Here is a 13,229-nt window from a genome sequence, read left to right on the forward strand (position 1 = left end):
TGTGAACCGGCCCACGCCCGTCAAACCAGACAACTTCTTCCTCATGATCTTCCGTGCCCTGCGCCAACGTCGCATTCCACTGGCACTGCGCATCGCCAGCACCAACATTTTCCTGGTGGCGCTGGCGTTGGTGATCTATGCCTGTGTGATGGGCCTGCAGTTCAAGCAGGCCATGCACGAACAGGCGGACGCCCTTGGCCAGAGCCTGACCACCCAGACCGCCACCTCGGCGACTGAGCTGCTGGTGTCCAACGACATCCTCAGCCTCAACGTACTGCTGGGCAACCTGGTGAAAAACCCGCTGGTTGCCCATGCGGCGATCTACAGCGTGGACAACCGCATCCTCGCCGAGGCTGGCCAGCGCCCCCGCAATAGCCTGCTGGGTGAGGCAGAGGGCCTGTACCAGACCAAGATCACCTTCCAGGACGTTACCGCCGGGCAGTTGCGCATCAGCCTGGACATGAGCCAGTTCCAGCAGCCGATGCTGATCAGCCTGCAAAGCATGGGCATCCTAGGGGCGATCCTGCTGGCCCTGGCGTTGAGCCTGAGCCTGCGCCAAGGCCGTCACATCACCTTGCCGCTGCTGCAACTGCGCGTGTGGCTACGCGACCCGCACCCTTACACTCCGGCGATCGACCGCCAGGATGAGATCGGCGACATTGCCCGCCAGTTGCACGCGCGCCTGGCCCCGCCGCCACCGCCAGAGCCCGAGCCCGAGCCTGAGGAAGAAGAGGACGAGGACGACTTCGACGATCTGCACGAAGCCGCGCCACCCGCCAAGCCCGCACCGCGCGCCAAGGTCTCAGCAGCGCAAGCAGACGAAGACGAAGACGAAGACGACGCAGCCTTCGCGGGACTGCTGGACGAAGAAAGCGCGCCCAAGGCGGCCGTGGTCGAGTCGGACGAGCCGCAGAACAGCGCAGTGTTGGCCGTGCAGCTGGGCTCTCAGGAGCAACTGCGCCGCCTGCCACGTACGCGCCTGACCGAGTTGCTGGAGCGTTATCGCGACTGCCTGGAACAGGCAGCTTCACTGTACGAAGGCGAAACCCACACGCTCAACGACGGCAGTACGCTGGTGCTGTTCCACAGCCGCGACTGCGGCGAGGACTACCTGACCAATGCCATCTGCTGTGGCGAGTTGCTGCGCGCCTTGGGCCACGCCCTGCAGATCGAGGTGGCCGACAGCGGCATTACTCTGCAACTACAGCTTGGCCTGGCCTTGGGCGATGACCTGCAGGGGCTGGAGCAGGTCGACCTGTTGATGGCCGAGAAAGCCCAGGACGCTCTGGCGCTGTCGCAACACAGCCGCAACCTGCTGCTGGTCGAGCGGCAGATCAGCGATGACGCACTGATTCGCCAGCGCGCGCGGATTCGGCCAATCGCCAGCCCTGAGGGGGCATGCTGTGTGGAGCGGTTGATGGAGCCTTACCCATCGATGCTGGAGCGCCAGTTGGCGCGCATGCACGAGCGCCGGGCCTGATACTTAGGCGGGTCAACCTGCTCCTGCAGGCTGTCCGCTAACTTCAGGACGGGACAAGCCCCACAAAAAAGCCCGCACATGTGCGGGCTTTTTTGCGCCTGGCGGAACTATCAGAACCGATAGACTTCCATATCTGTGCGAATCGGCGAAGCCATGGGGATCTTCGACTTCTCTGGCTCTTTTTTGACCTGTACCGGAGCGGCGGGCCGCTTGGGTGCCTCTTCGGCAACCGCCGGCTGATTAGCCAGTGGCTTGACCGCCGTGCTCAGTTGCTCTGCCAGCTTCTGCAGCAATTGGCCTTGGGCCTGCACCTGCGAAGACTCGGTCCCCTCGTGCTGCTGCTCGAGGTGAACGATACGGTTGTCACGCACATTGCCGCGACGATCGAGCAAACGCCATTGGGCGTCTAGAATCGCCGGCTGGTTTTTGCCGGAATCCAGGCGGGTGATCGACAGCAATACCTGCACATCAGGCGAGAAGCCGGTGCTGGCCGGCGCCAGCACCACGCGCTGGCTGTCCAGGCGCCAGGCGAGTTGGCGTACCAGCAACTGGTCGATATCCGCCGACAGGCTGCCGGCCCAACGACCGTCGGTCGCCGAACTCAGGCTACCATCGGCTTGACGTTGCAAGAATGTTTCGCGCTGCAAGTAATCGGCGACCGACACCGGGCCGAGCACCACGGCCATGCCTGCACTCTGTGAAGGCTGGCCAGGATCACCGCTGTCGAGCTGATACAGGGCAACCGGCTGATGCATGCTGCACCCACCCAGCCCTAGCAAGCCCGTCATCAACAGCGCAAATGGAAGGCGCAGAAATTTCATTCATCCCATCCAGGCGGTCGCCACCAGGCTTACCGCAGTGATACTGATATAAATTCAATCGGGCACACAGCCACGCTGGCACCGCAGGGGCACTATCATCCGCGAAATGTCGGTCCGACTCCAGCATTTCTGCCTGGAACGGCGTTGAAATTGCCGCCCCAGACATTTCACAACATTACGCCGGCGCTTCGACCTGCAACCCGTCGACACGCTGGAAGCCGCGTGGCAGCTTGCTGCCGCGCCGACCGCGTTCACCCTTGTAATGCTCAAGGTCGTCTGGCTTCAGCGACAGGGTACGCTTGCCCGCTTGCAGTACAAGGGTCGCACCCTCGGCGATCACCGCCAAGTCTGTAACATATTCTTCACGACTGGCGACCCGATCACCGGGCACGCCGATGATCTTGTTGCCCTTGCCTTTGCCCAACTGGGGCAGATCGGCGACCTTGAACACCAGCAAGCGGCCCTCGGTGGTCACTGCCGCCAGCCAGTCCTGTTCACGGTTGGCCACCGGGCGCGGGCTGATGACCTTGGCCCCGTTCGGCAGGCTGAGCAGCCCCTTGCCGGCCTTGTTCTTGGCTTGCAGGTCTTCACCCTTGACCACGAAGCCATAGCCCGCATCGGAAGCCACCACGTACAACGCATCGTCTTCCGGCAACAGCACGCATTCGAAGGTGGCGCCCGGCGGAGGCGCGAGGCGCCCGGTCAGCGGCTCGCCCTGGCCACGCGCCGATGGCAGGGTATGGGCCGCTACCGAATAACTGCGCCCGGTGGAGTCGATCAGTACGGCAAACTGGTTGGAGCGCCCCGCGGCTGCGGCCTTGAAGCCATCGCCTGCCTTGTAGGACAGGCCCGTGGCGTCGATATCGTGACCTTTGGCGCAGCGCACCCAGCCCTTTTCCGACAACACCACGGTGACCGGCTCGGTCGGCATCAGTTCGTTTTCCGACAGCGCCTTGGCCTCTGCCCGCTCGACGATCGGCGAACGGCGGTCGTCGCCGTAGGTTTCGGCGTCCTTGATCAGTTCGCTGCGGACCAGCTTGCGCAGCTTGGCATCGCTGCCGAGCAGGGCCAGCAGCTTGGCCTGCTCCTTGAGCAACTCGTCCTGCTCGCCGCGGATTTTCATCTCTTCCAGGCGCGCCAGTTGGCGTAGGCGGGTTTCGAGAATGTAATCGGCCTGGATTTCGGTCAGGTCGAAACGGGCGATCAGGGCCTGCTTGGGATGCTCCTCGGTGCGAATGATGTGAATCACTTCATCCAGATTGAGGAACGCTGTGAGCAAACCTTCCAACAGGTGCAGGCGCTTCTCGACCTTGTCCAGGCGGTGCTGCAGGCGGCGACGAACGGTACCGATGCGGAATTGCAGCCACTCCAGCAGCAATGCACGCAGGTTTTTCAGCTGCGGTCGACCGTCCAGGCCGATGATGTTGACGTTGACCCGGTAGCTGCTTTCCAGGTCGGTGGTAGCGAACAGGTGCTGCATCAGCTCGTCGGCGTCCACGCGGTTGGAGCGCGGAATAATGACGATACGGCAAGGGTTCTCGTGGTCCGACTCGTCACGCAGGTCGGCGACCATCGGGAGTTTCTTGGCCTGCATCTGCGCGGCAATCTGCTCCAGCACCTTGGCCCCGGATACCTGGTGCGGCAAGGCGGTGACGACAATGTCGCCATCCTCGACCCGGTACACGGCACGCATGCGGATCGAACCACGGCCGCTTTCGTAGATCTTGAGGATCTCGGCACGGGGCGTGATGATCTCGGCTTCGGTCGGGTAGTCCGGACCCTGGATGTGCTCGCACAACTGCTCGAGGGTGGCCTTGGGCTCGTCGAGCAGGCGCACGCAGGCGCTGGCCACTTCGCGCAGGTTGTGCGGCGGCACGTCGGTGGCCATGCCCACGGCGATGCCCGTGGTGCCGTTGAGCAGGATGTTCGGCAGGCGCGCCGGCAGCACAGCCGGCTCCTGCAGGGTGCCGTCGAAGTTCGGCACCCAGTCCACGGTGCCTTGGCCCAGTTCGCCGAGCAACACTTCGGAGTAGCGCGACAGGCGTGCCTCGGTATAACGCATGGCGGCGAACGACTTCGGATCGTCCGGGGCCCCCCAGTTACCTTGCCCATCGACCAGCGTATAGCGGTAGCTGAACGGCTGCGCCATCAGCACCATGGCTTCGTAGCAAGCCGAGTCGCCATGGGGGTGGAACTTGCCGAGCACGTCGCCGACGGTGCGCGCCGACTTCTTGTGTTTGGCATCGGCATCGAGCCCCAACTCGCTCATGGCATAGACGATGCGTCGTTGCACAGGCTTGAGGCCGTCGCCGATGTGCGGCAAGGCCCGGTCCATGATCACGTACATGGAATAGTTGAGGTAGGCCTGTTCGGTGAAGTCAGCCAGTGAACGGCGTTCAACGCCGTCGAGGCTGAGTTCCAGTGAGTCGCTCATGCGGGCCTCGTCATTTCAGGTTCTGGCGCAGCAGCATGGTGCCGCCGCGCTGGGTAAATTCAAGTTGTTTCAGGGCGCTCATGCCCAGCAGCACCGTCTGGCCATCGAGCCCGGGCACGACCAGGGCGCGCACGTCCCGCAAGTGGATGTCGCCCAGTTGCACGCTGTCCAGGCGGGTGCGGTAGCCTTCGGTACGACCGTTCGCCGTGCTGAGCGTGACCGGGCTGCCCCGCTGCAAGCGCAGGTCGCCGGCCAGCGTTTCGGGGACCGCGACGTCGGTGGCGCCGGTGTCGAGCATGAAATGCACCCCCTGGCCATTGATCGCGCCGTCCATCACGAAGTGGCCCTGGTCATTGCCCAGCAGGCGCACTTCGATAAAACCTTCGCCATGCTCGGACTGCACCTGGGTATTGGGGTTGCGCTCACGCGCTTCCCACTGCCCGAAAAAGCGCGTGGCCAGGAACATTGCCGCCGCCCAGGGGACAATCATCAGTACCCTGCCGGCCCGCTTGCCGGCTGGCTGACTCATGGCCTGGCACTCCAGCCACCTTCCGGTGCCTCGAAGCGCCAGACGATCGGCCGGCCTTCACCATCGGCGCGGTCACCGTTGTTGTTGTCGATACCAATCCAGGCACCCTTGGCATCGATCACCAGGGCTTCTGCCAGGCCGAACGGCTGATCGTAGCGGCGCTCAGGGACCAGAGCTTCTGCGGCGAACGACCAGCAGCGCTCGACCTTGCCGCTGTCGGCATCACGACGGCAGACGCGGAAGGCATTGCGCTCGAGCGTGAACAGCTTGCCCTCGAACCAGGCCAGGTCGGCGAAATCACGCGAAAGCGCACGGGCATTGGGCATCTGTGGCGGCTGCATCTCGACGCCAGCCTCGCTCAGCAGGACGCAACTGCGCCCACAGGTCCACACCGACTGCTGCCGCTCGATGGCCACCAGACCGCGACGCTCGCGCTCGGCGGCCAGCCACAGGCGATCACCTGCCGGGTTGATCGCAAGACCTTCAAACAAGGCATTGAAGTGCAGCAGCATGCCACTGCCACGGGCCTGGCGCACCATGGCCGGGTCGATTTTCAGCCAGTCGGGCTCGCCTTCGACCGGCAGTTGCAGCACCGCCGCATGGGCCTCGCTGACCAGATAGAAGTTACCGGCCTGATCGCAGGTGATGCCTTCGTAATCCAGCTCGCCACCGCGGATGTACGACGCCGCCCAGTTACGCACCTTAAGGCCCCAGGGCAAGCCGCTCTCCGGTACCGGTGGCGGGGTGAACGTCAGCGGCTGCGCGCGCCATGTCGTCGCTTGCTGGTCGAAACGGTAGATACGGTCGTCATCACGGTCGGAAACACCCCACAGGGCTCCGCGGCACATGGCCAGCCCCGAGAGGTTGCCACCGCGCATACCGTCGACCGGATGCTCTGAAGCCAGTTTCAGCTCGGGCCAGTTGCCTGCCAGGCTCGGCAGGGCAACCAACGCGAGAAACGCGGCGGCGAACAGACGAATCAAACCAGGACCTCGGCGAGGTTGCCTTTGGTCTCCAGCCAGCTCTTGCGGTCGCCAGCGCGCTTCTTGGCCAGCAGCATATCCATGATTTCAGTGGTGCCTTGCAGGTCGTCCAGGGTCAGTTGCACCAGGCGCCGCGTGTTCGGGTCCATGGTGGTTTCGCGCAGTTGTGGCGGGTTCATTTCACCCAGGCCCTTGAATCGCGTCACCTGCGGCTTGCCGCGCTTCTTCTCGGCCACCAGACGGTCGAGGATACCGTCCCGCTCGGCCTCGTCGAGGGCGTAGTAGATCTCCTTGCCCAGGTCGATGCGATACAGCGGCGGCATGGCGACGTACACATGGCCGGCCTCGACCAGCGGGCGGAAATGCTGGACGAACAAGGCGCACAGCAAGGTGGCGATATGCAGGCCGTCGGAGTCGGCGTCGGCGAGGATGCAGATCTTGCCATAGCGCAGTTGCGACAAATCGGCGGCACCGGGGTCCACGCCAATGGCTACGGCGATGTTGTGCACTTCCTGGCTGGCCAGGACTTCGCCGCCGTCCACTTCCCAGGTGTTGAGGATCTTGCCGCGCAGCGGCAGGATCGCCTGGAACTCCTTGTCCCGCGCCTGCTTGGCCGAGCCACCGGCAGAATCGCCCTCGACCAGGAACAGCTCGGCGCGCATCGGGTCCTGGCCGGCACAGTCGGCCAACTTGCCGGGCAATGCCGGGCCTTGGGTAATACGCTTGCGCTCGACCTTCTTGCTCGCCTTGAGGCGACGGCCGGCATTGCTGATGGCCAGTTCGGCCAATTGCATACCTAGCTCAGGGTGCGCATTGAGCCACAGGCTGAAGGCGTCCTTGACCACGCCGGAAACGAACGCCGCAGCCTCGCGCGAGGACAGGCGCTCCTTGGTCTGCCCGGAGAACTGCGGCTCCTGCATCTTCATCGACAGGACGAAGGTAATACGCTCCCACACGTCTTCCGGTGCCAGCTTGACCCCGCGCGGCAGCAGGTTGCGGAACTCGCAGAACTCGCGCATGGCATCGAGCAGGCCCTGGCGCAGGCCGTTGACGTGGGTGCCGCCCTGGGCGGTGGGGATCAGGTTGACGTAGCTTTCCTGAACACTGTCACCGCCTTCGGGCAGCCACAGCAAGGCCCAGTCCACGGCTTCCTTGTTGCCGGCCAGGCTGCCGCAGAACGGCTCGTCCGGCAGGCGCTGGAACTCGCTGACCGAGTCCACCAGGTAGGAGCGCAGGCCATCCTCGTAGTGCCACTCGACCTTCTCGCCGCTGGCCTTGTCCTCGAAGCTGACCAGCAGGCCCGGGCACAAAACGGCCTTGGCCTTGAGCACGTGCTTGAGGCGGCTGATGGAAAACTTCGGCGAATCGAAGTACTTCGGATCAGGGCTGAAGTACACGCTGGTACCGGTGTTGCGCTTGCCGACGCTGCCCACCACCTCCAGCTCGCTGGCCTTGAAGCCATCGGCGAAGGTCATCTGGTACTCATTGCCGTCGCGCTTGACGCGCACCCGCACCTGGGTCGACAGGGCGTTGACCACCGAGATGCCCACACCGTGCAGGCCGCCTGAAAACTGGTAGTTCTTGTTGGAGAACTTGCCGCCAGCGTGCAGCTTGGTGAGGATCAGCTCGACCCCGGACACACCCTCTTCGGGGTGGATATCCACCGGCATGCCGCGGCCATCGTCGCTGACCTCCAGCGAATGGTCGGCGTGGAGAATGACCTGCACCGAACGGGCGTGGCCCGCCAGGGCTTCGTCGACACTGTTGTCGATGACTTCCTGGGCCAGGTGGTTGGGCCGGCTGGTATCGGTGTACATGCCCGGCCGCTTGCGGACCGGGTCAAGGCCCGAGAGGACTTCGATGGCGTCTGCGTTATAGGCGCTAGCGCTGGGATTGGCCATGGGTTCTCGTCGTCAGTCTGGTGAATGCAAAAAAGATCAAAATACAGAAAAATCGAGCGCCGCATATTGCCCGCGGGCAATCCCGGCAAAGGCAAGCAGCGCCGGCATCTGCTCGGCAAAGCCTTGGTAACTGTGGTCACCACCGGCCTGGATACGCAAGGCACAGGCACGGTAAAAGCGCTCGGCGTGGCGATAATCCAGGGTTTCATCGGCGGTCTGCAACCACACCTGATAGCGGCCTGGAGCCTCGGGTGCCGGGACTTCCAGCTCGGCCAGCGCCTGCACGTGGTCGTGTGTCAGCTCCCAGGTTTCATCGGTGTAATGGTTGCGCTGGGTGCCCAGGTAGCCGTCGAAGCGTTTGTGCGGGGTTACCGCAGGGTTGACCAACAGGGCCTTCAAGCCGTGGCGCTCGGCCAGATAGGTGGCATAGTAGCCGCCGAGCGAACTGCCGACCAGCAGGGGGGCACCTAGCTCGGCGATGGCGGCTTCGAGCTGCGCGATGGCCTGGCGTGGGTGATGGTGCAAGGCGGGAACGCGCAACTGAGCCGACAGCCCTAGCTGCTGCATCACGGCCTCGAGCTGGCGCGCCTTGGTCGAAAGCGGCGAGCTGTTGAAGCCATGGATATAGAGGATTGAACCCGACATGCTGCCCCCGGAATCTTTGGCTTCGCGCCCGATGGTGCAGGCGCAGGGATGCGCAGTGTAGCGTGTTCGCCGTGTTTTGGCGCACCGACGGGGGTTTCGCAACAATTTCTTCCAGTTGCCAGCAGCTCAACCCCCGTCCGCGGATAACTGCCTGCGGCTAGTAGCCTGGGCTGTCGAAGTCGAGCCTCACCTCGAAGTCCCGGGCCCGCTCCACCCCGGTCTCCACCCGTCCGTCAGGGTGCAGACGCAGCCAGCGATACCCCGGTTGCTCCTCGCTCACCCTGAAGTCTTCGCTGCGCGCCGCGAACTGGATGCAGGTCGAGGGCGTAGCCAGCAGGCGCACGCCATCACGCAGCTCGTCCCATTCCTGATGAATATGCCCCCAGAGCAGTGCCTTGACCTGTGGATAACCCTTCAACCGCTGCAGCAGTTCAGCGCCATTGCGCAAGCCGATCGGCGCAATCCAGGCACAGCCGATGTCCACCGGCTGATGGTGACAGCACACCAGGCAATGGCGCTCGCCCGCTGACTGCAGGGCCTCGTTGAGTAGCTGCAACTGGTCTTGCTCAAGCTGCCCATGGGTCGCCCCCGGCACCGCAGAATTGAGCATCACCACCCGCCATTGGCCAATGTCGGTGACCGCCTGCACCAGCTCGGGCGCCACCACGGCCATCACCTTGGCTTCATCGTGGTTACCCGGCAACCAGCGCGCCGGCGCGGCGAACTCGCTGGTCAGCGCGCGGAACGCCTGATACGACGCGACACTGCCATCCTGTGACAGATCGCCCGTGCACAACAGCAGGTCGATGCGCGGTTGCTCGCGACGCACCTGAGCGATCACATGGCGCAGGCTGTCGCGAGTCTTGAGGCCCAGCAGCGTGCCTGCGGGGTCGGCGAACAGGTGCGGGTCGGTCAATTGCACCACGTAGACGGGTGCCTGGGATGGGGATGGGTGCGGCACCGGCCGTCTCCTCATGCGGATTCAGCATGAATTATGGCGGGGGAATGGTTGCGAGCAAACACTCGAAACCGACCGGCATCACATTTCAGCGCACACTTGCCAGTTCGTGACCGCAGGCCAGGCAGTGGCTCAGCCATTCGCCGAGGAACAGGTTGAGCTGGGCCTTTTCATCGGGCTGGTGCATGGCCTCGTTGGGGTACGGATAGATGCTGCGCAGGCGCCGGGTATGCTCGGCACTGACCACTTCGGCCATGCGCGCATCGTGATAAACCTGCACTTCAAGGTGCGGCACCGGCAGCCAGGGTAGACTGTGCTCCTGGCGAACCCGCAGGGTGGTGGTGTACGGGCAGGCCAGCACCACATCAAGTACCAGCACACCCAGCATCTGGTCGCCCTGGGTCATGCCGATGCGCCGCGAGCTTTGGGTAGTGCGCATGTCTGGCAACAGCCGCATGAGCCGGGCGTAGTTGGCCTCGCAGGCTGCTTGCAGCCCGGCCAGATCGACGCGATAACGCTCACGCAGCAGGTTCACTTCCACATACCTCGAACTTCATCTCTGTTGAGCGCCAGCCATTGCAAGCCGATGATGGTCGCCGCATTGCAGATGCGCCCATCGCGCACAGCGTGCAAGGCATCCTCGAACGACCAGACACGCACGCGGATATCCTCGCCTTCTTCTTCCAGACCGTGCAAGCCGCCGGCGCCTTCGCTGCTGCAGCGACCAAGGAACAGGTGAACGTACTCATCGCTGCCGCCGGGCGACGGGAAGTAGCGGGTCATCGGCCACAGCGCGCTGAAGGTCAGCCCGGCTTCCTCCTGGGCTTCGCGATGCGCCACCTCTTCAGGCTGTTCATCCTTGTCGATCAGCCCCGCGACCATCTCGATCAGCCACGGGTTGTCGGCTTTGCCCAGCGCACCGACGCGAAACTGCTCGATCAGCACCACTTCATCACGCTGAGGGTCATAGGGCAGCACACACACGGCGTCGTGGCGCACGAACAGTTCGCGGCTGATCTCCCGGCCCATGCCCCCGGCAAAAAGCTCATGGCGCAGGCGAAGCTTGTCGAGCTTGTAAAAGCCTTGGAAGCAATTGGCCCGCTCGATGATCTGGAAGCCCTTGGGCACTGAATTGAACGTGTCTGACATGGAAATCCTCATGACCTCTGATACCGCATCGCGCCATCCTACTCCGCACGCTTGCCTGTTTCACCCCTTTCCGGCAACCGTTCGCGCAGTCGGGACAGCGCGTCTTGTCTCTGTTAGCTTAGTGGCGAACTGAAGGCCGCGCAGACGGTCAAAGGCCGACTTTCCCTGTTCTGCAAGGATCATCATGACACTTGTCAAACTGACTTCCGTGGCTGTGCTGGCCCTGGCGCTGGGTGCCTGCCAGAGCCTGTTCAGCCCTAATTACCGCGCGCCCCTCGAGGTCAAACGCGACGCCTGGGAACATGTGAAACCCGGATGCAGCGAAACCGACTGCCCATTGGTGAACATCGACACGGTCCACTTCCCTGCCCTGCCGAAGCTCGACGGTATCGTCGAGAAACGCCTGCTGCAGTTGACCGAAGACAATCAGCATGGCACCGCGCCCAGCACCTTGCAGGCCTACGAGCAGCAATACTTGGCCAACGCCGACAAACGCAACAGCAGCTACCTGCAAGCCAAGGTACGCGAGCAGCATGACGGGCTGGTGATCATCGAGTTGTCCAGTTACCTCGACAGCGGCGGCGCGCACGGCATGCCTGGGCGCGCATTCATCAACTATTCGCGCAAGCAGGACAAGGTGTTGACCCTGCAGGACATGCTGGTGCCAGGCCAGGAAGAGACGTTCTGGAAGACGGTCGAAGAATCGCACCGTGCCTGGCTGATCAGCGTCGGCATGGACAAGGACGCCGAGTTCGCCAAGACCTGGCCATTCAAACGGTCGCCGCACATCGCCCTGACGTACGGCGCCGTAGTGGTCAAATATGAAGTCTATGCCATCGCGCCCTACTCCATGGGCCACGTGGAGCTGAAAATCCCCTACCCGCGCCTGAACGGCGTGCTCAAGCCCGAGCTGTTTCCCGGGCGCGGCTGAGGCTCAGTAGCGCATGCAGCCCACCTGCCAGCAACAGTGCTGGCAGCGTGGCGCCCAGCTCCGGTGCTTGCGCGGCGATGGTGTGATAGGCCGCCACCCCCACTGCCCAGGCCAGCAAGGCCTGCCAATGCAGGCCCGCTACCCGCGCAGGGGCATGGCGGCGACGGATCACGTAGTGGTCCATCAGCACCACACCGAACAGCGGCGCGAACACCGAACCGATCAACAGCAGGAAGTTCTCGTACTGGGCCAGCGGCGCCAGCAAGGCGATCAGGGTGCACAGCACGCCGATGGCCAAGGCCAGGTGTTCGACTTTCAGGCGTACCAGCAAGCCGCTTGAAACCGCCGCCGAATGGATATCGGCAAATGCCTTCTCCGATTCGTCCAGCAGGATCAGCAGCAGCGGAATCCCCATCCCGGCGCCCGCCAGGGCCAGCAACAGCGCATTGACCTCGCCACCTGGCGCAAAGGCCAGGGTGTAAGCCACACCCAGGCTCATCAGCCAGGTGTTGCCAATGAAGTAGCCCAGGACAGTGCCACCGAACACACCTTTGCCACTGCGGGCGAAACGTGAGTAATCGCAAATCAGCGGCAACCACGACAAGGGCATGGCGATGACGATGTCGAAGCCTACGGCCAGCGACATCGAACCATCGCCACTACGGTGCCACAGGGCAGTCAGGTCGGCCTTGGCAAAGAGGTTCCAGGTCAGCCACAGGCAAGCGCCCAACAACACCCAGATACCCCATTTGCGCAACACCTTGCGCACGAATGCCAGCGGCCCGGCGACCGCCAGCAGGGTGGCCAGGCCACCGAAGCACAGGGTCCATAACATCGGGCTGTTCCACAGGCTGTCGTCACCGAACGTGCGCGCCCCGAGCAGGCTGGCCGCATCGCGCATGACGATGATTTCGAAGGCGCCCCAGCCCACCAGTTGCAGGAGGTTGAGCAACGCCGGCAGGCGAGCGCCATGGCTGCCCAGGCTCAGGCGCAAGGTGGCCATGGCGGACAGGCCGGTGTCACTGCCGATGACCCCCGCCGCCCCCAGTAGCAGTACACCCACGCCGGTGCCGAGGGCGATGGCCAGTACAGCGCCAGCCAGGCCCAGGCCTGGGGCGAGCATGGCACCCACCTGCAGGACCATCAGGCCAATGCCGAGGGAGAACCAAAGCGAGAACAGGTCGCGGGCGCCGAAGGGGCGCTGGCTGGAAGGGACCGGGTGGTCGGGAGAGAAATGGCTCGGGGTAGTCATTGTTGTGATCGCCGCAAATGTTGAGATAAGCACTGCCCCCAGTGCGGGGGCGGGCTTGCCTGCGAAGGCGTCGGGCCAACCTGTCGTGCTGGCCTGGCTGACGCTTTCGCGGGGCAAGCCCGCACCTACAGGGGTTGTGGAGTGCC

The 13,229-nt window shown here is 63.7% G+C and carries 12 protein-coding genes; 2 read left to right on the plus strand and 10 right to left on the minus strand.

Annotated elements, in window-relative coordinates; genetic code table 11:
- Nucleotide 1 precedes the first annotated feature (1 nt).
- Complete coding sequence (locus APH34_RS05900; RefSeq protein WP_054900246.1) at nucleotides 2–1,480, plus strand: AhpA/YtjB family protein; 1,479 nt, start codon at nucleotides 2–4, stop codon at nucleotides 1,478–1,480.
- Nucleotides 1,481–1,590: 110 nt separating this feature from the next.
- On the opposite strand, the gene APH34_RS05905 is transcribed toward APH34_RS05900, so the two are convergent.
- From APH34_RS05905 to APH34_RS05945, 9 genes are all read right to left on the minus strand, one after another.
- On the minus strand, nucleotides 1,591–2,301 hold the full coding sequence (locus tag APH34_RS05905) for a membrane integrity-associated transporter subunit PqiC (RefSeq protein WP_054900247.1): 711 nt from the start codon (nucleotides 2,299–2,301) through the stop codon (nucleotides 1,591–1,593).
- A 175-nt stretch (nucleotides 2,302–2,476) separates the two neighbouring features.
- Complete coding sequence (parC, locus tag APH34_RS05910) at nucleotides 2,477–4,735, minus strand: DNA topoisomerase IV subunit A (RefSeq protein WP_054900248.1); 2,259 nt, start codon at nucleotides 4,733–4,735, stop codon at nucleotides 2,477–2,479.
- A 10-nt stretch (nucleotides 4,736–4,745) separates the two neighbouring features.
- Complete coding sequence (locus APH34_RS05915) at nucleotides 4,746–5,264, minus strand: TIGR02281 family clan AA aspartic protease (RefSeq protein WP_054900249.1); 519 nt, start codon at nucleotides 5,262–5,264, stop codon at nucleotides 4,746–4,748.
- Nucleotides 5,261–6,247, minus strand: a complete 987-nt coding sequence (locus tag APH34_RS05920) for an esterase-like activity of phytase family protein (protein WP_054900250.1) — start codon at nucleotides 6,245–6,247, stop codon at nucleotides 5,261–5,263. Before APH34_RS05920 ends, APH34_RS05915 begins: the two co-directional genes overlap by 4 nt.
- Nucleotides 6,244–8,148, minus strand: a complete 1,905-nt coding sequence (gene parE / locus APH34_RS05925; RefSeq protein ID WP_054900251.1) for a DNA topoisomerase IV subunit B — start codon at nucleotides 8,146–8,148, stop codon at nucleotides 6,244–6,246. The genes APH34_RS05920 and parE overlap by 4 nt, the downstream gene beginning before the upstream one ends.
- A gap of 36 nt (nucleotides 8,149–8,184) precedes the next feature.
- Nucleotides 8,185–8,793, minus strand: a complete 609-nt coding sequence (locus APH34_RS05930; RefSeq protein WP_054900252.1) for a YqiA/YcfP family alpha/beta fold hydrolase — start codon at nucleotides 8,791–8,793, stop codon at nucleotides 8,185–8,187.
- 157 nt (nucleotides 8,794–8,950) lie between these two features.
- Nucleotides 8,951–9,754, minus strand: coding sequence for a 3',5'-cyclic-AMP phosphodiesterase (gene cpdA, locus APH34_RS05935; RefSeq protein WP_256215532.1), 804 nt, complete (start codon nucleotides 9,752–9,754; stop codon nucleotides 8,951–8,953).
- An 85-nt stretch (nucleotides 9,755–9,839) separates the two neighbouring features.
- Complete coding sequence (locus APH34_RS05940) at nucleotides 9,840–10,292, minus strand: DUF1249 domain-containing protein (RefSeq protein ID WP_054900254.1); 453 nt, start codon at nucleotides 10,290–10,292, stop codon at nucleotides 9,840–9,842.
- On the minus strand, nucleotides 10,283–10,900 hold the full coding sequence (locus APH34_RS05945; RefSeq protein WP_054900255.1) for an NUDIX domain-containing protein: 618 nt from the start codon (nucleotides 10,898–10,900) through the stop codon (nucleotides 10,283–10,285). The genes APH34_RS05940 and APH34_RS05945 overlap by 10 nt, the downstream gene beginning before the upstream one ends.
- A gap of 184 nt (nucleotides 10,901–11,084) precedes the next feature.
- Between APH34_RS05945 and APH34_RS05950 the strand changes: the two genes are divergently transcribed.
- Nucleotides 11,085–11,831, plus strand: coding sequence for an RsiV family protein (locus tag APH34_RS05950; protein ID WP_054900256.1), 747 nt, complete (start codon nucleotides 11,085–11,087; stop codon nucleotides 11,829–11,831).
- Here APH34_RS05950 and cytX read toward each other — a convergent pair.
- Nucleotides 11,800–13,083, minus strand: a complete 1,284-nt coding sequence (cytX, locus tag APH34_RS05955) for a putative hydroxymethylpyrimidine transporter CytX (protein ID WP_054900257.1) — start codon at nucleotides 13,081–13,083, stop codon at nucleotides 11,800–11,802. The genes APH34_RS05950 and cytX overlap by 32 nt on opposite strands.
- Nucleotides 13,084–13,229: the final 146 nt, after the last annotated feature.

The organism is Pseudomonas sp. NBRC 111131 (assembly GCF_001320525.1).
In the GTDB taxonomy this organism is placed as follows: domain Bacteria; phylum Pseudomonadota; class Gammaproteobacteria; order Pseudomonadales; family Pseudomonadaceae; genus Aquipseudomonas; species Aquipseudomonas ceruminis.

Coding starts and splice junctions, on each gene's coding strand:
- APH34_RS05930 (WP_054900252.1), bottom strand. CDS start 8,793: ATGTCGGGTTCAATCCTCTATATCCATGGCTTCAACAGCTCGCCGCTT.
- APH34_RS05950 (WP_054900256.1), top strand. CDS start 11,085: ATGACACTTGTCAAACTGACTTCCGTGGCTGTGCTGGCCCTGGCGCTG.
- parC (WP_054900248.1), bottom strand. CDS start 4,735: ATGAGCGACTCACTGGAACTCAGCCTCGACGGCGTTGAACGCCGTTCA.
- cytX (WP_054900257.1), bottom strand. CDS start 13,083: ATGACTACCCCGAGCCATTTCTCTCCCGACCACCCGGTCCCTTCCAGC.
- parE (WP_054900251.1), bottom strand. CDS start 8,148: ATGGCCAATCCCAGCGCTAGCGCCTATAACGCAGACGCCATCGAAGTC.
- APH34_RS05945 (WP_054900255.1), bottom strand. CDS start 10,900: ATGTCAGACACGTTCAATTCAGTGCCCAAGGGCTTCCAGATCATCGAG.
- APH34_RS05905 (WP_054900247.1), bottom strand. CDS start 2,301: ATGAAATTTCTGCGCCTTCCATTTGCGCTGTTGATGACGGGCTTGCTA.
- APH34_RS05915 (WP_054900249.1), bottom strand. CDS start 5,264: ATGAGTCAGCCAGCCGGCAAGCGGGCCGGCAGGGTACTGATGATTGTC.